We start from the raw sequence: 20,738 nt of genomic DNA, 5'->3' as shown, positions 1-20,738 counted from the left end.
CCGACCTCCGGGGGAAGAGGCCGACGCGCCGGGTGAAGGGGCGGTGGAATCAGGCGCGGGGCGCGACCACCATCGCCTCACCGGCCGAGTCCGTGCGCGACCAGGGCCACCGCTTCGCCGTGCGCGGCGTGGGGGATTCCTCGATCGAGCGCGGACCGATGCCGTTGCCCATGGCGGCCGTCATGGCGATGCTCCACACCGAACCCGCCTGTCGTCCGCTCTGCTCTCCATAGATCATGGTGTTCTCCTCGTTCCCGTCTCCCGACGGGGTCTGCCGTCTCCCGACGGCGCTTGAGTCCGTCCTAGACCCGGGAAGAGGGAGCGGGGACCGGCTTGACAGGGGCGGCGTGCTGAGCATGAGCGGGTGTGCGCCCGTTCGCCCGGCCCGCGGTGGGGCGGGGGATGGGCTAACGGGCGCCGCGGACAGGCCGCGGGACGGAGCGAGCCTGGTGCTCCGTCCCGCGGTGGTCAGGCGTCCCGGACGGTCTCTCCGGCGTCCTGTGCGCGGTCGCGTACGGCCCCGGCCGCCTCGGTCGAGTCGTCCTTGACGTGCTGGACGGCCTCGGCGGCACGGTCCTTCAGCGCCGACGCCGCGTCGGACGCCGGCTCCTTCAGGTCGTCCACGACCTCGCGCGCCACGTCCTTCGCCTGTTCGACGAGCGGCTGGGCGCTGTCTTTCGCCTTCGCCGCCGCATCGCGCTCCGCGCGTGACGGCGGGATGAGGGACGCGAGGACGAGGCCCGCCCCGAAAGCGACGAGACCGACGGCGAGGGGATTGCCCTTCGCCTTGTCGGTCGCCCCGTGGGCGACGTCCCCCGCGTGGTGAGCGAGATCGGATGCCGCTGAGCCGGCGTCGTCCGCCACGCCCATCAGACGATCGCGCACGCTGCGCACGGCGCCGTGCACCTTGCTCTTCTGGCGCTCCACGATCTTCGACGGCGACACCTTGTCGGCGAGGGCGTCCACATCGGACCCCAGCTCGGCACGGGTGCGCTCGATGTCGGCGCGGATGGCCTCCGGTGAATCGGTCATCGGTTCTCCTCGTTCCTCGAAAATGCTTCCGGTATCTCCTGCAGGGTCGCCGCCGTCTGCGGCACCCCCCGCACCTTCTTCAGTTGGGCGCGACCGACGGCGAAGAGGATCGCCGCGATCACGGCCCAGAGCAGGGCGACCACGACGGCCGACCACGCCTCGCCCATGACGAGAGCGAGCGCCGCCCAGAGGGCGATGGACAGGAACAGCACGACCATCCCGGCCGCGTAACCCGCGCCGCCCAGCAGGCCCGCGCCCTTCGCCGACTTCGACGCGGAGTCCGTGACCTCGGCCTTCGCGAGCGCGAGCTCCTGACGCATCAGGGTCGACATGTCGCGCGTGACCTCCCCGACCAGTTCGCCGAGCGAGGTGGTCGCGGCGCGGCGCTCAGAGGGTGTCGCGTCGGTCATGCGCGTCTCCTTCTCGGGCGCCGTCGATCCGCGCGGCGGACTCGGTGTACAGCGGAGGGTCGCCGCCGTCGCTGCCGGACACGAGGCCGGTGTCGTCGATGTGCGCGCCCGGGGCGGCGACGGCGCCGACTCTCGGAACGACGGGCTCACCCGGGATCGGCGGGGCGGGGAACGAGCCCGCTTCGGCGTCCCCTCCGATCGCGGGCGGTACCGCCTCGGAGGCGCGGGCCTCGGCATCCGCTGCGGCGAATCGGGGGCCGTCGGGGGTGGAGGAGCCCGACGGTGTTGTCGTCCCGGATGCCGCGCCGGCGGCGATGGCGCGACTCAGGCGACCGACGACGACGCCGGCGATGGCCGCGACGGCGATGAAGGTGCCCGGTCGGCGTCGAGCGAACGACGTGACCTCCTGCACGAGCTGTTGCGGGTCGCGCTCGCCGAGCCAGGAGCCGATGGTCGAGGCGTGCCCGGCGACGCGGCGGACGAGGTCGCCCGCGAGGCCGCCGCTCTCGTCGGCGTCGGCCATACGCGACAGATCCTGCCCGACCGATCCGAGGCCGTCCGCGAGACGCCGCTGCTGCGTCGCCGCTTGGTCCGACAGCTCCTTTCCGGACTGCGACAGCAGGTCACCGACGCGGGCCTTGGCTTCGCCCGCGACGGCCGCGGCCTCCTGCGTTCCGGTCTGAATCACGGACCGGGCCGCCTCGCCCGCGGTGGCGGTCACGGCCGACGCTTCGTGCGCAGCGGTCTCCGCCTTCGCGGTCGCGCCGGTGTCGTTCCCGGTCGATGTGGTGGATTGCGACATGGTCGCTCCTTCCGAACTGTTGAGGGGTGACCGTTCTAGGGGCGCCCTGCCGCCTTCGCCGCGGGCCTTGCATCGGCACGCGTCGCGTGCAATACGCGCGCAGGCCGAGCCGAGTCGGGTCTCGGCCGGGAATGCGACGCGCCATCGGACTCTCGGCAAGCTGCGCTGCTCCCTGGGCCGGAGTGGGTACGATCATGGGTCGTGGACTCGTCTTCCGAAACTTCGTCTTGCCCCTCGCCGGGGTCGGAGCTCGGTCGCGCCCTCCTCGCCTATGGCGAAGCGCGCCGGGTCGCCGCCGCGCAAGCCCGTCGTGACCTGTCCCTGAACGAACTCGACGCCCGCGCTCTGCTTTTCGTCGCCGAGAATCCCGGAGCCCGGCCCTCGCACGTTCGAGACCACCTCGGCATCACCTCGGCCGGTGTCACCACGCTCATCGACCGTCTGGTGCAGCGCGGCGCCGTGCGGCGCGACCTCGACGACGAGGACCGTCGGGTGAATCACATCACGGTCATCATCGATCTCGACAGTCCACCCTGGTCGCAGCTGCGCGCTTTCGACGCCGCCGTCGAGGAGGCGGTCGCCGGTGCGGACCCCGCCGAGGCGCACCGACTCGCGGGACTCCTCGAGGGCATCACCGCTCGCGCCAGCGGCTGAGCCTGCTGCTCGCGGAGCGCGACGTCAGGCGTTCGCGAGGAACGCCTCGGAACGCGCCTGCAGGAAAGAGCACAACGCGGCCAGCATCGCCAGCTCACCCGACAGAGCCATGACGCGACCGGCCGGTAGGGGCGCCGCGTCTTCGCGCGGCTCGAATGTCACCGCCCACTCCGTCGAATGCGCCTCGGGACCGGGCGCGATGAAGAACGTCGTCGAGACGCTCTTCAGACGTGCGGCGATGAGTCCCGCGTCGGCGCCGTCGTCGCTGTCCTGGGGGATCACGCGCAGCATGTCCGCGTCGTCGTAGCCGAGAGCTCGGAAATCGTCGACCCAGGCCTGCAACGTGGTCATGGTTCGAAACGGCACGCGATTCCCTCCCTGGCGGACGCCGGGTGGCGACCCCTCCCATTATGGTCCGCTGCCGACGCCTCGGAGCGGGTCACGAGCTCCGCACCGAGGCGCCTGGCGACCACCGCGCCGGGGAACGGAGAGCGGTCGGATCGCAACACGAGGTTGCTCCCGAATGGTGACGCGCGAGGTTGCAGACGGTCAATCTGGACGGAGTCCAGGTTTCGCATTGCGGATGTCGATTCGCGCCTAGAGGCTTAATGTGCCGAAATGCGCATTGTTATTCCTATGAGCGATAGCGTGGAATGCGGATGGGGGGCATCCACGACGCGACATTCTCGGTGTCGACATGCGTGAGAGCGTTCCCATATCGGCCGCTGCAACGAAGCGCAATGGCCTTGCCGCACATCCTTGGACTATTTAGGAAAAAAGGCGTGGAGCATACGAACATCGAAACCCGCGACGCCGAGACGGTGGAGCACCTGTGGCAGACCGTTGTTCCCGGGGCGCGCATTTCGCGCGCCGAGGTGATCCAACCGGCTCTCGCCTGGCACGCGGCCTCCGAGCCCGGTTTCGGGTTCTGTGATTACACGATCGGATCGACGATGCTCGTGGAATCCGACCCCCTGGATCAGGTCGTCGTCGGGCGCATCGCGGGTCCCCGCGTCTCCGGCACCTATCGGCGCGAGCGCATCGATACCGCCGTGCCGTTCATGGTGGTCGACCGCCCTCTCGAGATCGCCTTCACCGGCCGCATCGCCGGCACCGCCGTCTCATTCGCGCGCTCCGACTTCGACGAGGCCGCTCGGCGCCTGTCCGGAGACGACACCCTGCGCGTCCGGCCGACCGGGTACGCGCCGGTGAGCGAGCAGCGCCTGCGCTACTGGTCGCGCACCTGGGAGTACGCCCGCGACGTCCTCCTGCGTTCGCCCGAACGGACCCCCCTCATCGAGCAGCAGGCGCGGACGCTCCTGCTCGAGGCCTCGCTCCTGGCCTTCCCTACCACCTTCACCGAGGCCCTCGCCGCCGGTCGTCCCTCGCGCCCCCTTCCCGCTCCGGTGCGCCGGGCGAAGGCCTACGTCGAGGCCCACGCCGCGGAGCCGGTGGTGCTCTCCGACATCGCCCAGGCCGCTCGCCTGTCGCCGCGCGGCCTGCAGTACGCGTTCCGCGCGGCCACCGGGCGCACGCCGATGCAGTATCTGCGTCGCGTCCGTCTGGACGCCGCACGCGCCGAGCTGCGCAGCGCCGACCCCTCCGTCGAGACGGTCGCCGCGATCGCCGCCCGGTGGGGGTTCTCGAACCTCGGCCGATTCGCCGCGATGTACCGCGGAGAGTTCGGCGAGACGCCCTCGGCGACGCTGCGGTCCTGAGTCCCTGGGCTCGCGCCCTGTCGGCACGCTCGGTGACTCGCCCGTCCTTGCGGGTGCGGGGTCAGTGTCCCGCGCCGAGTCCTCCGCTCAGGCGCGCGTGCAGCCGGGCGGCCTTGGCGTTCATGCCCTCGATCTCGACGGTCGTGCCGAGGTGCGCGTACTTCGTCTGCACCGCGTCGAGCGCCGCGACGGTGGAGGCGTCCCACACGTGCGAGCGCGACAGGTCGATGACGACCCGCCGCGGGTCGTCGTGGTACGCGAACTTCGTGGTCAGGTCGTTGCTCGAGGCGAAGAACAGCTCGCCCTCCACGGTGTAACGGGCGGTGTCGCCGTCCACCGAGCGCGTCACGGCGGTGACGCTGGCGACCCGTCGGGCGAAGAGCACTGCGGCGGCGATCACGCCCACGCCCACACCGATGGCGAGATTGTGCGTCCAGACCGTCACCGCGACCGTCAGGAGCATCACGATCGTTTCGCTCAACGGCATCCGGCGCAGGGTGGACGGACGGATGCTGTGCCAGTCGAACGTGGCGATCGAGACGACGATCATCACGGCCACGAGCACCGCCATCGGAATGACGGCGACCACGTCGCCGAACACCAGCACGAGCACGAGCAGGAAGACGCCCGCGAGGAAGGTCGAGATGCGGGTGCGCGCTCCCGAGGCCTTCACGTTGATCATCGTCTGGCCGATCATGGCGCAGCCGCCCATTCCGCCGAACAGCCCCGAGAGCAGGTTCGCCGCCCCCTGGCCGAGGGATTCGCGCGTCTTCGACGAGGGGGTGTCGGTGATGTCGTCGACGAGGGCCGCGGTCATGAGCGATTCGAGCAGGCCCACGACGGCCATGGCGAGGGCGAAGGGCAGGATGATCGCGAGCGTCTCGCCGGTGAGCGGAACGTTCGGGATCAGCAGGGCGGGCAGGCTCTCGGGTAGGGCGCCCTGGTCTCCGACCGTGGGGACCGAGATGCCGAAGACGACCGCGGCGCCGGTGAGCAGCACGATGGCGACGAGCGGGGCGGGGACGACCTTGGTGACGCGGGGGAGCAGGTACATGATCGCCAGGCCCGCGGCGGCGATCGGGTAGACCGCCCAGGGCACGCCGATGAGCTGCGGCACCTGGGCGATGAAGATCAGGATCGCGAGCGCGTTGACGAAGCCCACCATGACGCTGCGCGGAATGAACCGCATGAGCTTCGCGACCCCGAGAAGGCCGAGGATCACCTGCAGGATGCCGCCCAGGATCACGGTCGCGAGCAGGTAGTCCACCCCGTGTTCGCGCGCCACGGGGGCGATCACGAGCGCGACGGCTCCGGTCGCGGCCGAGATCATCGCCGGACGTCCCCCGAGGAAGGCGATCGCCACCGCCATCACGAACGACGAGAAGAGCCCGAGGCGCGGGTCGACCCCGGCGATGATCGAGAAGGCGATCGCCTCGGGGATGAGCGCGATCGCGACGACGAGGCCGGCCAGCGCTTCGCGGGTCAGCAGGCGAGGCGAGCGCAGGGCCTGCAGGACGGTCGGCTCGGTGAGCGGGCGTGCGGGGGCAGGGGTCATGGAGGTGCTCCGGGGTGGGGGAGGGGGACCCGCGTCCGCGCGGGGAAGAATAGGGGGGTCGCGATCGCGACATCGAAGACTCTACCGTAACGAGAGGGTTGCGGGATCGGGGATGCCATGGTCGACGCGCGACCCATGCAGATCGGCGAGCTCGCCGAGCGGACGGGGCTGTCCATCCGCACCCTGCGCCACTACGACGAGATCGGCCTTCTCCGGCCCTCCGCGCGAAGCGAGGGAGGGTTCCGGCTGTACACGGCCGACGACGAGTCGCGCCTGCTCCTGATCCGCCGGATGAAGCCGCTCGGCTACTCTCTCGAGCAGATGGGGGAGCTGCTCGCCGTGGTCGACGGGCTCTCCGCGTCGCCGGCCGATCCCGTGCTGACCGCTCGTCTCGCCGACATCCGCGACGAGGCGCAGCGCCGTCGCGAGGACCTGCGTCGCCAGCTCGCCGCCGCCGACGAGTTCGTCAGCCAATTGGAGGCACGATGACCGCTCATGACATCACACTCGAAGGCCACGGCATCCGTCTGGCCCCGGCGGGGCCGGGGGACGCCGCCGAGGCGTGGCCGCTGACCGACGCGGCCCTGTGGAGCCGCATGACGACCCCGTGGGCGGATTCCGTCGAGGCCTACGCCGCGCGCGTCGAGCAGCAGAAGGCCACCCCCGGCATGTACGCCTTCACGGTGCGCGACGCCGAGACGGGCGAGGTCCGCGGTGCGACGACGTTCTACGAGCACGTGCCGGCGCAGGGGCGGGTCGAGATCGGGACGACCTGGTACGGTCGCGCCTTCCAGGGCGGGCGCACCAATCCCGCCGCCAAGCTGCTGCTGCTCGCCCACGCGTTCGACGGGTGGCGGGTGAACCGGGTGGCGCTGCGCTGCGATGCGCGCAACGAGCGCAGTGCGCGCGCCATCGAGCGCCTCGGCGCGACGCGAGAGGGACGACTGCGGCAGCACCGCGTCGCGCCCGACGGCAGCGTGGCCGACACGCTCTACTTCTCGATCCTCCGCGACGAGTGGCCCGCGGTGCGCGCGGGGCTCGAGGAGCGACTGCGCGCCTGACCTCCGCCGCGGCGGAGGAGATTCGGGCGGCGGAGGATGCCATGGCCGCGGGTGGTCCTCCATTCGCGGCTCCTCCTCTCGTGACCCCGGACGCTGCCGGACGCGGATCAGCCGGCGGCTGCGGCCGCGCGGCGTCGCGCGATCTCCCGCGCCTCGGCGAACAGCTCGAGGTCGATCTGCACATGCCGGCGCGCGAGCTCGGCGGCCTCGTCGGGCGTCGCCGCCGCGATGGCTGCGACGATCGCGTCGTGCTCGCGCGCGGCGCGCGACTCCATGCGCCGGTGGCTCTCGCGGTCGCCCCACGGGTGAGCGGGTGCCGATAGTGAAAGGTGCCGCTCATGCTCGAGGAGGATGTCGCGCAGTGCCGTGTTGTGCGCCGCGTCGATGATCGACAGGTGCAGCAGGCTGTCGGCACGCTGCTTCGGGTCTCCCGACTCCGCCGCGTGGAAGCCGGCCAGATGCCCGCGGATCGCCGCGAGGTCGGCATCCGTCCGCCGTTCGGCCGCGAGACGCGCGAGCGAGGCGTGCAGCATCGAGCTCGCCGTGCACGAGTCGACGAGGTCGTCCCAGCGCTCGGCGAACCAGCGGTCGACGCCCACGACGATCGACGCCGGCCACTCCTCGGCGACGAACGTGCCGCCGCCGCGTCCGCGACGGCGCTCGATCAGGCCCCTCGTGGACAGTTCGTCGAGGGCCGCGCGCACCGTCGTCCGGCCGACGCCCAGCAGGGGCGACAGGTCGCGCTCGGCGGGGAGTCGCGTGCCGGGGAGGAACTCGCCCACCGCCACGGCGGTGATCAATCTCTCGGTCACGCGCTCCACCAGGGAGGCGTCGTCGGTGTCGGCCATGGGCTCCCGTCGTTTCTCCCATGTTAAATCCGCAGAAAAGGTTTGCCAACGCACCTTTAGGGGGTTCACGATGACTCCATGCAACGCGAGATCACCGTTCCCTTCCACGACGGCTTCACCTGGGCCCGACTCACCGAACCGGCCGAGCCCACCGGTAAAGCCCCGCTGTTCGTCCTGCACGGCGGCCCGGGAATGGCGCACGACTACGTTTCGAACCTCGACGCCCTCGCCGATCTGACGCGCCGCACCGTCGTGCACTACGACCAGATCGGCTGCGGTCGTAGCTCGCACCACCCCGATGCCCCCGCCGCTCAGTGGGTGCCGCAGCTCTTCGTCGACGAGTTCCACAATCTGCGCGAAGCCCTCGGCGTCGACGAGTACCACGTGCTGGGTCAATCCTGGGGCGGAATGCTCGGTGCCGAGATCGCCGTCCGCCAGCCCGCGGGGCTGCGAAGCCTCGAGATCTGCAACTCCCCGGCATCCATGGCTCTCTGGCTCGCGGGCGCGGCCCGGCTGCGTGCCGAACTGCCCGCGGAGGCTCGGGAAGCCCTCGACCGCCACGAAGCCGCCGGTACCCTCGACGACCCCGAGTACGTCGAGGCCACCCGCGTGTTCTACGAGCGGCACGTCTGCCGCGTGACGCCCATGCCGCAGGACTTCGTCGACAGCGAGCAGCAGATGCTCGCCGACCCCACGGTGTACTTCACGATGAACGGCCCGAACGAGTTCCACGTCGTCGGCACCGGCCGCGACTGGACGATCATCGACCGCCTGCCCCGGGTCGCCGTGCCCACCCTCGTCGTCGCCGGCGAGTTCGACGAGGCCACCCCGGAGACGTGGGAGCCCTTCGTCGAGCACATCCCCGGTGCGCGTTCCCACGTTTTCGCCGGAGCGAGCCACTGCACCCACCTCGAGATGCCCGACGTCTTCCGCGGCGTCATCGCCGACTTCCTCGCGCCCCTGCCCTGACCCCCACCCGCCCCGTTCCCGACGCTCCACCCGAAACGCCCACCCGCACCCAGCACCCCTCACCTGAACCAGGAGACCCGATGTCGCACCCCGCCCCCGAGGCCCAGCAGTCGCTGGAGTCGTTCGGCTACACGCAGGAGCTCAAGCGCTCCATGTCCACCCTCGACCTCGTGGTCTACGGTCTCGTCTTCATGGTGCCCATCGCCCCGTGGGCGATCTTCGGCGTCGTGTTCAACGCCGCGAGCGGCATGGTGCCGCTGGTCTACCTCACCGGCGTGATCGCCATGATCTTCACCGCCCTCGCGTACGCGCAGATGTCGAAGGCGTTCCCGATCGCGGGCTCCGTGTTCTCGTACGTCGGACGCGGTCTGCACCCGACCGTGGGCTTCTTCGCCGGATGGGCGATCCTTCTCGACTACCTGCTCGTGCCGACGCTGCTCTACGTGTTCGCGGCGTCGTCGATGGCGGGCATCTTCCCCGACGTCCCGCAGTGGATCTGGGCCGTGGTCTTCGTCATCATCAACACGGTGATCAACGTGCTCGGCATCGGCTCGATCAAGATCGCCAACCGCGTCATGCTCGCCATCCAGCTCGCCTTCGTGGTGATCTTCGTCGTCATCGCGATGATTGCGCTCTCGTCCGGCACGATCCCGGGAGCGGAGTTCACCATGGCTCCGCTGTGGGATGCCGAGAAGGTCAACCCCGCGCTCATCGCGACCGCCCTGTCGATCGCGGTGCTGAGCTTCCTCGGCTTCGACGGCATCTCGACGATGGCCGAGGAGTCCACGGGCGATCGGAAGTCGGGCGGGCGCGCGATGATCATCGCCCTGCTCGTGGTCGCGGTGCTCTTCATCGCGCAGACGTGGTTCGCGAGCGCCCTGGCCGCGGGCACCATCGAGTTCGGTGACGACGAGGTCAACAACGCCTTCTTCCTCCTCGTCGCGAAGGCCGCCGGCAGCGGGTGGGCGACCGCCTTCCTCGCGGTCAACGTCATCGCGGTGGGTATCGCCAACGCCGTGGCGGCTCAGGCGGCGACGTCGCGCCTGCTGTACTCGATGAGCCGCGATCGGCGCTTGCCCGCATTCCTGTCGAAGGTGACCTCGCGTCAGGTGCCCATGGCCGCGATCCTGCTCGTCAGCGCCATCTCGCTCGTGCTGGTGCTGTTCTTCGTCGGTCAGATCGCGGTGATCTCGTCGTTGGTCAACTTCGGCGCCCTGCTGGGCTTCCTGCTGCTGCACGTCTCGGTCGCGGCGTACTACCTCGGCAAGAAGAAGTCGAAGAACTACCTCCTGCACCTGGTCGTGCCGCTCGTCGGCTTCCTGATCATCGGCTACGTGCTGCTCAACGCCGACATGACGGCCAAGATCGGCGGCATCCTGTGGCTCGTCGTGGGCGGCGTCGTGTACCTCATCTTCGCCCGCAAGAACGGGGGAGCCGTCGGGCCTCTGCCCGAGCACGCCACGGCCACCGCCGGCGAGGGCGGCGGAGAGGTGGCCCCCCGATGACCGGCGAGCACCGGCTCGGCAAGGAGCACGGTCGCCCCGGCTACGATGCGTCGGTACCGCCGGTGCTGCGCATCCGCCCCGGGACCGGCGAGACCATCGCGTTCGAAACCGACGACGCGGTCTACGCCGAGCTCCACGATCACGGCGATCTCGGCGCCCTCGCGGCCCCGATCAACCCGGTGACGGGCCCCGTCTACGTCGAGGACGCGAAGCCCGGAGACGCCCTCGTGGTGCACGTGCACGAGATCCGCCTCGGGGAGTACGGGTGGTCGCAGAGCCTCCCCGGCGCGGGGGCGCTGCAGCATCGCATGCCCGATCACGTGGTCAGCCGGCGCATTCCGATCGACGCCGAGGGCGTGCACCTCACCGAGCGTCACGTGGTTCCCGCCCGCCCCATGATCGGGTGCATCGGAACCGCTCCCGCGTCGGGGCAGAACTCCACCGTGATGCCCACGACCGCTCTCGGCGGCAACATGGACCTCACCGATGTCGCCCCGGGCGCCACGGTGTACCTCCCGGTCGAGGTCGAGGGGGCCCTGCTGTCGATCGGCGACATCCACGCCGTGATGGCGCGCGGCGAGTCATCGTTCGTCGCGATCGAGGCGGCGGGCGTCGCCGTGGTCTCGATCGATCTGCTGCCGGACGCGGGCCTGCGCGCTCCTCGCGTCGAGACGGACGAGGAATGGATCTTCGTCGGCCTCGGCGACCCCGTGCAGGAGAGCATCCGCCGCGGCTACGAGGACGTCTTCGACGATCTCGTCGACGGGCGGGGGTGGGACCGCATGGACGCCTACGCCGTCATGAGCGCGCTCGTCCACAGCGAACTGGGCGGCCCGACGGGCTCCGAGGCGCCCGACCCGCTGCATCCGTTCCGCGCCGTGGGGGCGGTGACCCTGCACAGGCTGCCGAAAAGCGTGCTCTGACATACTGCGCCGGTGACCGACACTCCAGACCCCGTTGAGGGAAGTGCCTCCCATGGCTGACGTCGACTTCGTGCTGCGACTGCTGCTGGCGGCGGGGTGCGGGATGCTCATCGGGTTGGAGCGGCAGTATCGCTCCCGCACGGCGGGCCTTCGCACGCAGGCGCTCGTGGCGATGGGGGCCGCCGCCTTCGTGCTGTTCGGCAGCGAGCTGGGGGTCGGCCAGGGGTCGCTGCAGATCGCCGCATACGTGGTCTCGGGAGTCGGGTTCCTCGGCGGTGGCGTGATCCTCCGGCAGGGTCTGTCCGTGCAGGGGCTCAACACCGCGGCGACCCTGTGGTGCTCGGCGGCCGTCGGGTGCCTCGCCGCGGGAGGGCTGATCGTGCCGGCGCTCGCGATGACGGTGCTGGTGCTCCTCGTGCACCTGCTTCTGCGCCCGCTCGGACGCCTGGTCGACCGTGCCCCCGATGCCAACGCCGAGACCATCGGGGCATTCGTCCTCACGGTGCGCACCCTCGAAGAGCGCGAGCAAGAGGTACGCGAGCTGCTGTCCGACACCCTGGAGTCGCCCGACGTCCTCGTGTTGGCGATGTCGAGCCACGAGGACGACGGCACCGACGAGGAGCCGGCGGGCGTGGTCCTCGAGGCGGAATTGCTCATCGAGGGGGACGCGCCCGAGTTTCTGGATGCCGCGACCACCCGGCTCTCGCGCGACACGGGCGTGCGCGCGATGTCGTGGCGGGCAGAGGAGAGCCCGATCACGGTCCGGACCCGGCGTCGATTCGGGCGAGGCTGAGCGCCGTGTAAGATCGTCCCTTGGAAGTGTGTCCGAGCGGCCTAAGGAGCATGGCTGGAATCCATGTAGGCGGGGTAACTCGCCTCGCAGGTTCAAATCCTGTCACTTCCGCCACGAAGAAGAGCGTCACCCGAGAGGGTGGCGCTCTTCTCGTTAGCGCGAGACGCTCTCTCGCTCCGGCGCCGTGACGGCGCCCGGTCGCACGACGAGCGAGCGGGGATACGCCCGCGCGAGGAACCGGCGCAGCGGCGTCGCCTTCGCCTCGAGACCGCTGCGCACTCCCGCGACGGCGGCGACCAGCACCGCCCCCTGCTCGGGGTCGCGGCTCTCGCCCGCGTAGCTCACCCGTTCCACGGCGTCGCGCAGGAGGTCGACGTCATTCGCCTGCGCACCGTGCTCGTCGACGAGGATCGCCGCGAACGCGCGCGGCGAGAGGGCGGAAGACACCGGGATGCCGAGGTCCACCGCGTCCTCGAGCATCGCCGTCCACGCCGCGACCGGGTCGCCCGCGCGTGCGGCGGCGAGGCGTCGGCGGCGCAGGACCAGCCGGGCCACCGCGGGCAGGGCCGCGAGCACCAGCAGCACGAGGATGCCGAGGACCGGGGCGACCCACGCGGTGCTCTGCCGCGCGGTGACCGAGCCACCACCGGTGGCCTGAGCCCCGGGGTCGTTCTCCGCTGCCTCCGAGGGCGCGGTCGAGGGCTGGTCGGCCGGGGTGTCGGCATCCTGGGTCGGGGCGTTCGGGGTGGTCGTGCCGTTCCCCGAGGAGCCCGAGGCGAAGTTGGTCGGGACGCCGAGGCTGTTGGTCGGCTCGAACGGGACCCATCCGATGCCCTCGAAGTACACCTCGGGCCACGAGTGCAGCTGACTCGAGCTGACCGAGTACTCGACCCCGCCCTGCTGGGGGATGCTCGAGGCCGTGCCCGGAAGATACCCGATGACGATGCGCGCGGGGATGCCGAGGGTGCGCGCCATGACGGCGAAAGCCGACGCGTAGTGGACGCAGTACCCGGCGCGCACCTGCAGGAACTGCGCGACGGCGTCGAGGCCCGCACCGTCGAAGCCGGAATCGACGGGGGCGTCGAGCGAATAGCGGAACTGGCTGCTGCGGAACCAGTTCTGCAGGGTCACGAGCTTGTCGTAGGGCGTCTGTGCGCTCGCGGTGACCTCGCGCGCGGTGTCGCCGATGATGGCGGGCACGTCGGCGGGGAGTGCGGTGAGATCCGGGTCGAGACCGGCTCCGCCCGCGGCCTTGGAGCGGATCTGCTCCAGGGTCGGGCGGGGCACGCTGGCCTGCACCTCGTACACCTGCTCGCGCGTGGACCCGGCTCGGCTGACGACCGTGCGATTCTGCGGCATGCCCAGCCAGTCGCCGTCCAGGCCCGTCACCGTCGAGGCGGGGTAGGGCACCGGCAGCCACGGGCTGTCGAGCTGGTCGACGGTGACCGTGGTCGTCCAGTCGGCGAGGGCGATGTCGCCGTCGACGCCGACGCGGTCGAACACCGCGCCGTCCGAGGGCACCGTGACGGTGTCGAAGCTGTCGGGCTGCCAGACGGCGCCGTCGAAGCGCGACAGGGTGACCGCCCGCAGGTAGGGCGCCGTCGGGCCGGTCGTCCGCACCTTCAGCACCTCGACGTCGCGCGGCTGACGCAGGTCGTTGCCGAGCTCGAGGTTGGGGTTGATGGTCGTGCCGAGGCCGCCCGTCCCACCGCTGGCGAACCGCAGGCCCGGCTGGGGGAGCAGGGGCGTGGCGACCACGGCGACGATCACGGCCACGGCGGCGACGCCCAGAGCCGTGGCCGATGCCCCGAACAGACGGCGGTTCTGCGGGGAGGGGGCACGGGCGTCCCGACGCGCGGGACCTGCGGCGCGAGCGCGTGTGTCGACCCGGAGCAGGAACAGCAGCGCGGCGGCCAGCAGCACGAAGCTCGCGATGTCGACGTCGGAGGGGATCGCGATCGTCGGGATGAGCGAGACGGCGATCAGGCCCACCCCGGCGAGCAACGGCATCCGGGCCGTCAACACGACGTGATCGAGCACGATCGCGAGAGCGCCGATCGCGGCGACCAGCAGGAACGCCAGGCCCTCGTCGGGCGGGACGGGAGCGACGCCGTCGCGGATCTCCGCCGACGCCTGGGCGATCAGGCCGGGGACCGAGGCGAAGGTCGAGGGGGTGGGGATGATGCCGAGAAGAGCCGTGGAGCGGCCGAAGACCGCCGTGAGCAGCACGATCCACACGACGATCTCGGCGACGCTCGCCACGAGGGCGGGCAGTCGCGAGAGGCGCACCACCAGCCCCGCACCGAGGGAGCCTCCGGCGACGAGGACGGCACCGGCGACCCAGGAGCCCGGGGCGATGACCGAGAAGACCGGTAGCATCGCGGCGGCGATCGCGGCGAACAGGCCGATCGTCAGCAGGGTGGCGTCGCGCCGACGGCGGGGAGTGCGCAGCACGGTGAGATCAGCGACCGACACGGGTGTTCCCCTGTTCCATCGCGTCGTCCCAGGCGAGGGCGAGGTCCGCGCCCGGACGCAGGTGCGCAGCGCGCCAGCCGGTGCTCTGCACGGCGTCGAGCTGCGCATCCTCGGCCACGACCAGCAGTATCGGAAGCGCGGAGTTCGTGCCGGCGGCACCGAGGGCGGCGCGGTCTTCGGGGTGCAGGGTTCCGGTGACCACCACCACGGGGCCCGACAGCGACGCGACCGTCGCCGGCACGATGCGGTGCGAGGGGTCGTCCGCCCGGGCGCGCAGGCTCGCGAAGCCCGCAGCCGCCGCACGAGCCTCGACGACGTCTCCCCCCTCGACCGGGTCGGTCAACAGGGTGCCGTCGCTGTCGACCACGTCGACGGTGTAGCCCTCGTGCACGAGGTGGGCGACGGCCGAGACGCACGCGGTCACCGCCGCTTCGAACGCGGGATCGCTGCCGGGCGCGTGGGCGGCCAGTGGCGACCACCGTGACAGGGCGCGGTCGAGGACGACCGTGGCGGCGGGGGAGGACTCCTGCTCCTCCTGCCGCACCATGAGGGTGTCGCGGTGCGCGGTGGCGCGCCAGTGGATACGGCGCATCGAATCGCCCGGCGCGTAGGGACGGGCGACGAGGTTGTCGGCCCCCTGGCCGAGCTGAAGGGTCGCGGTCTGGCGCGTGCCGCCCGCCTCACCTGACGCGGAGGGCAGCGGCGCCAGGTCGACGATCGCCGGGGCCACCGTCACGGGGGTCGTCCGGCCCAGGGCGATGCGTCGGCGCACCAGGCCGAAGGGATCGGTGGTGGTCACCTCGAGGGGCCCGATCGAATGGATGCCGCGCGAAGCGCCGACCACGTCGTAGCGCACCTCGACCGTGCCCGCTCCTCCCGACAGCGTCGAGGCGATCGGAGCCGATGTGCCCTGCGCCCGCCCGGTCAGTCCCGCGGGGAGGGTGTCGTTCCAGCGCCCCGGACCCGTGGGAAGAGCGCTCGAGAGCCCGGCCCGGACCACGACCGTCGCCGAGCCTCCGACCTCGGGAGCCTCGGGGGTCACAACACGCGAGGCCGAGCCCTTGCCGCGGGTCAGCAGCAGTGCGAGGGCCGACACCGCCAGCAGCGCCACGAGCAGGGTGGCGAAGTACATCAGTTCGGGGATGCCGGCGCGCTGCGCGATCACGAACCCCGCGGCGGCGAGGAGGACGGCCCCCGTGCCCCGCAGGGTGAGGGGCCAGAGGCGCCGCACGCCGGCGCTCACGGTCGGGGAGCGAGGGGGACGCGCACGCTCGCTGCGATGCGCTCGAGCGCGTCGGCGACCACCGCGGTCCCGGCCCGACCGCCGGCCGCCGAACGATTGGCGATGAGGCGGTGGGCGAAGACCGGCGACAGGAGGGCGGTGATGTCGTCGGGGATGACGTACGCGCGGCCGTCGAGAGCGGCGCGCACCTTCGCGGCGCGCACGAGCTGCAGAGTGGCGCGCGGGCTCGCCCCCAGGCGGATGTCGGGGTGGCTGCGGGTGGCCTGAGCCAGGGCGACGACGTACTCCTCGAGAGCCGGGGCCACGTGCACCCCTCGCGCCCAGGCGATCATGGCGGTCACCTGACGCGCGGTCACCACGGGCGTCAGGGCGTCGAGAGGGTTCACCGCGTCGCGCTGGCGAAGCATGAGTGCCTCGGCTGCGGCATCCGGGTAGCCCATCGAGATGCGCAGCAGGAAGCGGTCGCGCTGGGCCTCGGGGAGCACATACGTGCCCTCCATCTCGAAGGGGTTCTGCGTCGCGACGACGAGGAAGGGCGAGGGGAGCACGTGCGTGCGGCCGTCGACCGTGACCTGGCGCTCCTCCATGGCTTCGAGCAACGACGACTGCGTCTTGGGGGAGGAGCGGTTGATCTCGTCCGCGATCACGATGTGGGCGAAGACCGCCCCCGGGGTGAACTCGAACTGCCGCTGCACGGGGTTGAACACCGACACGCCGGTGATGTCGCCCGGTAGCAGATCGGGAGTGAACTGGATGCGGCGCACGTCGGCGTCGACCGTGGCGGCCAGTGCCCGCGCGAGCATCGTCTTGCCGACGCCCGGGACGTCCTCGATGAGCAGGTGGCCTTCGGCGAGAAGGGCGATGAGAGCGCTGCGCACGGCGTCCGGCTTGCCGTCGATGACCGTCGACACGGATGCCACGATGTCCCCGGTCAGCCGGGCGAAAGACGCCGTATCCAGAGGGGTGTCGACCCCGGGTCGGGCGGGTCCGGTGGCGGTATCGGCGCGGCGCAGCCGCGTGGTCGCCTCGGGCGTGACCGTCTCGTCCATGGCATCCCTCGTGTCGCGGAGGCGGGCGCATCCTCGCCACCGTGACCCGATCGTAACCCGCGGCACGACGGCGGGGGTCGGAAAACCGAGGGTGCACAGGCGTCACTCGGCGAGAGGGTGCACCCCTAGGATCGGGGAGCGTTGGTCCACCCGAGGAGCCCGCGCATGTCGCACACCACCCCGTCTCTGCCCGCCGTCACCCATGTGCTCGCCGTCGACATCGGCGGGACGAAGGTCGACGCAGCCCTGGTCTCGACCGACGGCGAGGTGGTCCGCGCGAGCGTGACCCGACGCCCCACCGGCCGCGAGAACGACCGCGACACCATCGCCGGGAACGTCCGCGCGGCCGCCGAGGCCGCGCTCGCCGCCGTACCGGGGGCCATGGTCACCGCGATCGGCGTCGGCAGCGCGGGCCCGGTCGACCTGCCCTCGCGCTCGGTGTCCCCGCTGAACCTTCCGCTCGCGGCCGGACTGCCCATCGACGACGTCCTGGGCGGATTGGTCGACGGCCCGATCCATCTCGCACTCGACGGCACCTGCATCGCTCTCGCCGAGCACTGGCGCGGTGCCCTCGTCGGGTGCGATGACGCGATGGCGATCGTCGTGTCGACCGGTGTGGGCGGGGGCCTCGTGCTCGGCGGCCGACCCGTGAGCGGGGCGAGCGGCAACGCCGGCCACCTGGGTCAGACCTTCGTCCGCACCCTCGAGGGCGGCGAGGTCGTGGAGGCCACGCTCGAGGCCGTCGCCGCGGGTCCAGGAACCGTCGCCTGGGCCCAGGCCCAGGGCTGGGAGGGCGAGACCGGTCTCGACCTCGCGGCCTCGCACGCGGCGGGGGATGCCACGGCCGTCGCCGCCGTGAGCCGGTCGGCGACCGCGGTCGGCCAGGCCATCGCCGCGGCCGCCACCCTTTGCGATCTCGAGGCCGTGGCCATCGCCGGCGGCTTCTCGCAGGTCGCCCCCGACTACATCGAGCAGGTGCGCGCCGCGGCCCAGGCCGCCTCGCTGCACGCCTACGCGCGACGCTGCCGCATCGTCGGTTCCGGCCTCGACGGCGACGGCCCACTGCTGGGCGCGGCGGCGCTGGCGCTGCGGGGCTGACGGCACGAGGCACAGACGGGCGCGCGGTCGTTCCCGGACCTCACGCCGCTGCCACCGCCATGAGGACGACGGAGGCCGTCATCGCACCGATCTGCACGCGGTCGAGAAGGGCCGGCATCCGTTGTCCCGCCGCCAACGAGAGGCCGACGTACCCGACGACGCAGACGACGAGCACGGGCGCGAGGGCCGGGCCGTGCGCGTGGCCGGCGGTGTGCGACCCCATGCCCAGCTGCAGCGCTGCCATCACGACCATGCCGAGCGTGGTGTGCGCGGTCATCAGAGCGGGCTGGCGAGGCGTCCGTCGCTGCCGCGGCCGCCGCCAGACAGCCAGAGCCAGCGCCGCGATGAGAAGCAGGGCCGTCCAGCCGACGGGGGCCACGACACCGAACACCGCAGCGTCCAGCATGGCCACCAGCATGAGCACCGAGGCTGCGACCTCGGGCGGCCGCACCCGCGCGCGGTCGGCGGCCAGACAACAAGCGCCGAGCGCGGCGGGAGCGACCGCGGCCGCATGGAGGATCTCGCTCATCGCCTCAGCAATGGCATTCGGACGCCGGTGACTCGTCCCCGTGCGGGCCATGCCCGTGCGCACCCCCGTGCGCGGCGGGCGCGCAGTGGGTGTTCGCCGGGGCGGGCACGTTCAGCACGGGGTTGCGCTCGAAGAAGTTGTACGGCTTGAGCGTGAACTTCGCGTAGTCCATGGGCATGACGGGCCAGTCCTCGTTGCGCGGGAAGTGCGTGAGACCGAAGGTGTGCCAGAGCACGACGTCTTCGCCCACGAGCGGTTCGTCGCCCGCGATGAAGGCCGGGATCCCGGCCCCGCCCGGATGCTGGTTCACGAAGTCGCCCGCAGCGTAGCGCTCGTCGGGGTCGTACTTCGTGACGAAAAGGTTCTTCGTGGCGAAGGCGGCACGGGCGGCGATCGAGGAGTCGTCGTCGGCGAGCAGCACGGGCGTCTCGGTCGGGAAGAGCATGTACGAGGTCGCTTGCCCGCGCTCGGTGGTCTTCTCGGTCGAGGCGATCTGCCACACCCGGTTGACGGCGCCGTCGGCGACGCGCCCCGATACTTTCTCGGAGGCGATCGGCGTCACCTTCTTGGTGAACGCATTGCCGGCGGGGTTCTCGGCCGAGATCGGCACGCGCACGGCGTCGATCTCGTTTACGACGTTGGCGACCCCGTCGACGGTCATGTCCAACCGCGCGGAGAAGAGGTGCTGGTGGTACGGCGCGCCGAGTCCCGGGGCGACCTCGGAGGCGAAGGGGTAGTCCTCACCCGGGTACGCCGAGGTGAACAGGATGCCGGTGAGCTTCGCCTCGCACTCGATGGTGCCGTCGAGGTAGAGGTACCAGTAGAAGCCGTAGTCGTAGTTGCCGACCGTGGTGAAGAACGAGATGACCAGTCGCCGCGATCGGCGGACCTCGCTGGAGCCCGTGAAGATGTCGGTGTGCTTCCACAGGGTGCCGAAGTCCTCCTCGTGCATGCACACCGCGTTGCGGACGGTGCGCGGCATCCCGTTCTCGTCCGACAGCACGGCGTCGACGTAGGTGATGTCGCCGACGCAGTCGCAGCCGAGCTCGAGCTCGTTCGTGTAGCGGCCGAAGAGGTACTCGCCGGTGTCGAAGTAGTTCTGCCAGAAGCGGTTGGGCGCGGGGTCGGCGTAGGGCACGACCATCTCGCTGATCGAGCCGCGGTACATCACGGGGCGACCGGCGAACGAGAGCTGGCGCAGGATCAGGCCCTCGCGGGTGTCGAAGCCGATGCGCAGGTCCCATTCGCCCCACGTGACGTGCTCGCCGTCGACGGCGAAGCTCGAGCCCTCGGGCTGAGTGATGACGATGGGCTTCAGGCCCTCCAGGGGCGGGCCTTGCAGCTGGGGGTCGTCGAAGTTGCCGTGCGTCTCGGGCACGGTGAACCCGGGGGTGTCGACGATCTCGATGATCCTGCGATCGGCGACGTCGATGTAGGCGGTGAGGCCGTCGACGGGGTGGGCCCACGGGTGGTCGGCCGGGTGGTCCTGCCGGAACGCGAAGGTGCGCAGCACGCGGCGGCCCACCTCGTTCTCGTAGCCGTAGTGCCCGGCCGAGAGGGGGACGAGCACGACGTCGTCGGTCGTGAGGCCCCGCGCGGCGAGAGCGGCGATCCACTCGGTGCTCTCGTTGGCGATGATCCCCACCTCCTCGAACTCCGCGTCGAGGATCGGCAGCTGCCCGTCCGACCCGTCGAGCTCGGTGGAGCGCAGCACCTTCCCGGTCGCGAGCGAGACGACGAGGTCGAGCGAATGGGCGGTGCGCAGGTTCAGCAGCTGAACCCGCGCGCGGCGCTCCGGGAAGGCGGCCTCGCCGCGCTCCCAGGCGAGCACCTCGCCCTTCGGCGCCTCCTCGAGGCCGACGTAGGCGAAGCGCGTGGCCTCGTCGATGCCGTCGAGCCCGGCGACGATCGCGTGGACCGCGGTGATCTCTTCGGGGGAGAGGGAGGCGAGGGGGTGAGCGGGCGTCGCGGGAGCCACGAAGGCGGTGGAGGTCGGATCGGTGAGGGTCATGGTGTCTCTCTCGGGTGGAACGGGTGGGACGAAGAGGAGCGGGGACGGATGCCGCGGCGCCGG

21 protein-coding genes and 1 tRNA gene are annotated in these 20,738 nt (G+C 71.3%); 10 read left to right on the top strand and 12 right to left on the bottom strand.

Annotated features, from left to right (window positions below):
• Nucleotides 1-49 precede the first annotated feature (49 nt).
• The 4 genes from J2X55_RS12845 to J2X55_RS12830 form a co-directional block, all read right to left on the bottom strand.
• The gene (locus J2X55_RS12845; RefSeq protein WP_309823869.1) at nt 50-238 is read right to left on the bottom strand and encodes a hypothetical protein; all 189 of its coding nucleotides are present in this window, start codon (nt 236-238) and stop codon (nt 50-52) included.
• Between the two features lie 230 nt (nt 239-468).
• Complete coding sequence (locus tag J2X55_RS12840) at nt 469-1,032, bottom strand: DUF3618 domain-containing protein (RefSeq protein WP_309823867.1); 564 nt, start codon at nt 1,030-1,032, stop codon at nt 469-471.
• Complete coding sequence (locus J2X55_RS12835; RefSeq protein ID WP_115919292.1) at nt 1,029-1,442, bottom strand: phage holin family protein; 414 nt, start codon at nt 1,440-1,442, stop codon at nt 1,029-1,031. Before J2X55_RS12835 ends, J2X55_RS12840 begins: the two co-directional genes overlap by 4 nt.
• Complete coding sequence (locus J2X55_RS12830) at nt 1,420-2,244, bottom strand: hypothetical protein (protein ID WP_309823866.1); 825 nt, start codon at nt 2,242-2,244, stop codon at nt 1,420-1,422. The genes J2X55_RS12835 and J2X55_RS12830 overlap by 23 nt, the downstream gene beginning before the upstream one ends.
• A gap of 201 nt (nt 2,245-2,445) precedes the next feature.
• Between J2X55_RS12830 and J2X55_RS12825 the strand changes: the two genes are divergently transcribed.
• Nucleotides 2,446-2,898, top strand: a complete 453-nt coding sequence (locus J2X55_RS12825; protein ID WP_309823865.1) for a helix-turn-helix domain-containing protein — start codon at nt 2,446-2,448, stop codon at nt 2,896-2,898.
• Nucleotides 2,899-2,922: 24 nt separating this feature from the next.
• On the opposite strand, the gene J2X55_RS12820 is transcribed toward J2X55_RS12825, so the two are convergent.
• The gene (locus J2X55_RS12820; protein WP_115919286.1) at nt 2,923-3,249 is read right to left on the bottom strand and encodes a hypothetical protein; all 327 of its coding nucleotides are present in this window, start codon (nt 3,247-3,249) and stop codon (nt 2,923-2,925) included.
• Between the two features lie 431 nt (nt 3,250-3,680).
• Here J2X55_RS12820 and J2X55_RS12815 point away from each other — a divergent pair, with 431 nt between their 5' ends.
• A complete protein-coding gene (locus J2X55_RS12815; RefSeq protein ID WP_220338172.1) occupies nt 3,681-4,616 on the top strand; it encodes an AraC family transcriptional regulator in 936 nt (311 codons plus the stop codon).
• A 61-nt stretch (nt 4,617-4,677) separates the two neighbouring features.
• Here J2X55_RS12815 and J2X55_RS12810 read toward each other — a convergent pair whose 3' ends face one another.
• Complete coding sequence (locus tag J2X55_RS12810) at nt 4,678-6,171, bottom strand: SulP family inorganic anion transporter (protein ID WP_309823862.1); 1,494 nt, start codon at nt 6,169-6,171, stop codon at nt 4,678-4,680.
• Nucleotides 6,172-6,288: 117 nt separating this feature from the next.
• On the opposite strand from J2X55_RS12810, the gene J2X55_RS12805 reads away from it, so the two are divergent.
• Both J2X55_RS12805 and J2X55_RS12800 read left to right on the top strand, forming a co-directional pair.
• The gene (locus tag J2X55_RS12805; RefSeq protein ID WP_115919280.1) at nt 6,289-6,660 is read left to right on the top strand and encodes a MerR family transcriptional regulator; all 372 of its coding nucleotides are present in this window, start codon (nt 6,289-6,291) and stop codon (nt 6,658-6,660) included.
• Nucleotides 6,657-7,232 carry a GNAT family protein gene (locus tag J2X55_RS12800; protein ID WP_309823860.1) on the top strand — a complete coding sequence of 192 codons (576 nt, stop codon included), beginning with the start codon at nt 6,657-6,659 and terminating at the stop codon, nt 7,230-7,232. Before J2X55_RS12805 ends, J2X55_RS12800 begins: the two co-directional genes overlap by 4 nt.
• Before the next feature lie 107 nt (nt 7,233-7,339).
• On the opposite strand, the gene J2X55_RS12795 is transcribed toward J2X55_RS12800, so the two are convergent.
• Nucleotides 7,340-8,080 (bottom strand): GntR family transcriptional regulator, encoded by a 741-nt coding sequence (locus J2X55_RS12795; protein ID WP_309823858.1) that lies wholly within the window; start codon nt 8,078-8,080, stop codon nt 7,340-7,342.
• A 78-nt stretch (nt 8,081-8,158) separates the two neighbouring features.
• On the opposite strand from J2X55_RS12795, the gene J2X55_RS12790 reads away from it, so the two are divergent.
• The 5 genes from J2X55_RS12790 (at nt 8,159) to J2X55_RS12770 (ending at nt 12,384) form a co-directional block, all read left to right on the top strand.
• Entirely contained in the window at nt 8,159-9,049 is an 891-nt protein-coding gene (locus tag J2X55_RS12790) for a proline iminopeptidase-family hydrolase (protein ID WP_309823856.1), read from the top strand.
• A gap of 80 nt (nt 9,050-9,129) precedes the next feature.
• Nucleotides 9,130-10,554, top strand: a complete 1,425-nt coding sequence (locus tag J2X55_RS12785) for an APC family permease (protein ID WP_309823854.1) — start codon at nt 9,130-9,132, stop codon at nt 10,552-10,554.
• Entirely contained in the window at nt 10,551-11,477 is a 927-nt protein-coding gene (locus tag J2X55_RS12780) for an acetamidase/formamidase family protein (RefSeq protein WP_309823852.1), read from the top strand. The genes J2X55_RS12785 and J2X55_RS12780 overlap by 4 nt, the downstream gene beginning before the upstream one ends.
• A 52-nt stretch (nt 11,478-11,529) precedes the next feature.
• The gene (locus tag J2X55_RS12775; RefSeq protein WP_115919268.1) at nt 11,530-12,270 is read left to right on the top strand and encodes an MgtC/SapB family protein; all 741 of its coding nucleotides are present in this window, start codon (nt 11,530-11,532) and stop codon (nt 12,268-12,270) included.
• Nucleotides 12,271-12,292: 22 nt separating this feature from the next.
• A tRNA-Ser gene (locus J2X55_RS12770) sits at nt 12,293-12,384 on the top strand.
• A 39-nt stretch (nt 12,385-12,423) separates the two neighbouring features.
• On the opposite strand, the gene J2X55_RS12765 is transcribed toward J2X55_RS12770, so the two are convergent.
• From J2X55_RS12765 to J2X55_RS12755, 3 genes are read right to left on the bottom strand one after another with little or no spacing between them, the layout of a single operon-like run.
• Nucleotides 12,424-14,745 carry a DUF3488 and transglutaminase-like domain-containing protein gene (locus J2X55_RS12765; RefSeq protein ID WP_309823849.1) on the bottom strand — a complete coding sequence of 774 codons (2,322 nt, stop codon included), beginning with the start codon at nt 14,743-14,745 and terminating at the stop codon, nt 12,424-12,426.
• Nucleotides 14,732-15,988 carry a DUF58 domain-containing protein gene (locus J2X55_RS12760; RefSeq protein WP_309823847.1) on the bottom strand — a complete coding sequence of 419 codons (1,257 nt, stop codon included), beginning with the start codon at nt 15,986-15,988 and terminating at the stop codon, nt 14,732-14,734. The genes J2X55_RS12765 and J2X55_RS12760 overlap by 14 nt, the downstream gene beginning before the upstream one ends.
• Nucleotides 15,985-17,037, bottom strand: coding sequence for a MoxR family ATPase (locus tag J2X55_RS12755; protein ID WP_309823845.1), 1,053 nt, complete (start codon nt 17,035-17,037; stop codon nt 15,985-15,987). Before J2X55_RS12755 ends, J2X55_RS12760 begins: the two co-directional genes overlap by 4 nt.
• 165 nt (nt 17,038-17,202) lie before the next feature.
• Here J2X55_RS12755 and J2X55_RS12750 point away from each other — a divergent pair, with 165 nt between their 5' ends.
• Complete coding sequence (locus J2X55_RS12750) at nt 17,203-18,135, top strand: ROK family protein (RefSeq protein ID WP_309823843.1); 933 nt, start codon at nt 17,203-17,205, stop codon at nt 18,133-18,135.
• A 40-nt stretch (nt 18,136-18,175) separates the two neighbouring features.
• On the opposite strand, the gene J2X55_RS12745 is transcribed toward J2X55_RS12750, so the two are convergent.
• Together J2X55_RS12745 and J2X55_RS12740 are read right to left on the bottom strand one after the other, a co-directional pair.
• On the bottom strand, nt 18,176-18,664 hold the full coding sequence (locus J2X55_RS12745) for a hypothetical protein (protein WP_115919260.1): 489 nt from the start codon (nt 18,662-18,664) through the stop codon (nt 18,176-18,178).
• Between the two features lie 4 nt (nt 18,665-18,668).
• Entirely contained in the window at nt 18,669-20,675 is a 2,007-nt protein-coding gene (locus tag J2X55_RS12740) for a primary-amine oxidase (RefSeq protein WP_309823841.1), read from the bottom strand.
• Between the last annotated feature and the right edge of the window lie 63 nt (nt 20,676-20,738).

It is taken from the genome of Microbacterium sp. 1154, from assembly GCF_031455375.1.
Taxonomy (GTDB): domain Bacteria; phylum Actinomycetota; class Actinomycetes; order Actinomycetales; family Microbacteriaceae; genus Microbacterium.
Note: the sequence above shows the minus strand (reverse complement) of the source record. Positions and strands in the feature narration are given on the sequence as shown.

What these genes read in the sequence shown, in the direction of transcription:
- J2X55_RS12805 (WP_115919280.1), top strand. Translation starts at nt 6,289, where the DNA reads ATGGTCGACGCGCGACCCATGCAGATCGGCGAGCTCGCCGAGCGGACG.
- J2X55_RS12755 (WP_309823845.1), bottom strand. Translation starts at nt 17,037, where the DNA reads ATGGACGAGACGGTCACGCCCGAGGCGACCACGCGGCTGCGCCGCGCC.
- J2X55_RS12830 (WP_309823866.1), bottom strand. Translation starts at nt 2,244, where the DNA reads ATGTCGCAATCCACCACATCGACCGGGAACGACACCGGCGCGACCGCG.
- J2X55_RS12785 (WP_309823854.1), top strand. Translation starts at nt 9,130, where the DNA reads ATGTCGCACCCCGCCCCCGAGGCCCAGCAGTCGCTGGAGTCGTTCGGC.
- J2X55_RS12750 (WP_309823843.1), top strand. Translation starts at nt 17,203, where the DNA reads ATGTCGCACACCACCCCGTCTCTGCCCGCCGTCACCCATGTGCTCGCC.
- J2X55_RS12780 (WP_309823852.1), top strand. Translation starts at nt 10,551, where the DNA reads ATGACCGGCGAGCACCGGCTCGGCAAGGAGCACGGTCGCCCCGGCTAC.
- J2X55_RS12820 (WP_115919286.1), bottom strand. Translation starts at nt 3,249, where the DNA reads ATGACCACGTTGCAGGCCTGGGTCGACGATTTCCGAGCTCTCGGCTAC.
- J2X55_RS12845 (WP_309823869.1), bottom strand. Translation starts at nt 238, where the DNA reads ATGATCTATGGAGAGCAGAGCGGACGACAGGCGGGTTCGGTGTGGAGC.
- J2X55_RS12795 (WP_309823858.1), bottom strand. Translation starts at nt 8,080, where the DNA reads ATGGCCGACACCGACGACGCCTCCCTGGTGGAGCGCGTGACCGAGAGA.
- J2X55_RS12800 (WP_309823860.1), top strand. Translation starts at nt 6,657, where the DNA reads ATGACCGCTCATGACATCACACTCGAAGGCCACGGCATCCGTCTGGCC.
- J2X55_RS12810 (WP_309823862.1), bottom strand. Translation starts at nt 6,171, where the DNA reads ATGACCCCTGCCCCCGCACGCCCGCTCACCGAGCCGACCGTCCTGCAG.
- J2X55_RS12775 (WP_115919268.1), top strand. Translation starts at nt 11,530, where the DNA reads ATGGCTGACGTCGACTTCGTGCTGCGACTGCTGCTGGCGGCGGGGTGC.
- J2X55_RS12840 (WP_309823867.1), bottom strand. Translation starts at nt 1,032, where the DNA reads ATGACCGATTCACCGGAGGCCATCCGCGCCGACATCGAGCGCACCCGT.
- J2X55_RS12745 (WP_115919260.1), bottom strand. Translation starts at nt 18,664, where the DNA reads ATGAGCGAGATCCTCCATGCGGCCGCGGTCGCTCCCGCCGCGCTCGGC.
- J2X55_RS12740 (WP_309823841.1), bottom strand. Translation starts at nt 20,675, where the DNA reads ATGACCCTCACCGATCCGACCTCCACCGCCTTCGTGGCTCCCGCGACG.
- J2X55_RS12835 (WP_115919292.1), bottom strand. Translation starts at nt 1,442, where the DNA reads ATGACCGACGCGACACCCTCTGAGCGCCGCGCCGCGACCACCTCGCTC.
- J2X55_RS12790 (WP_309823856.1), top strand. Translation starts at nt 8,159, where the DNA reads ATGCAACGCGAGATCACCGTTCCCTTCCACGACGGCTTCACCTGGGCC.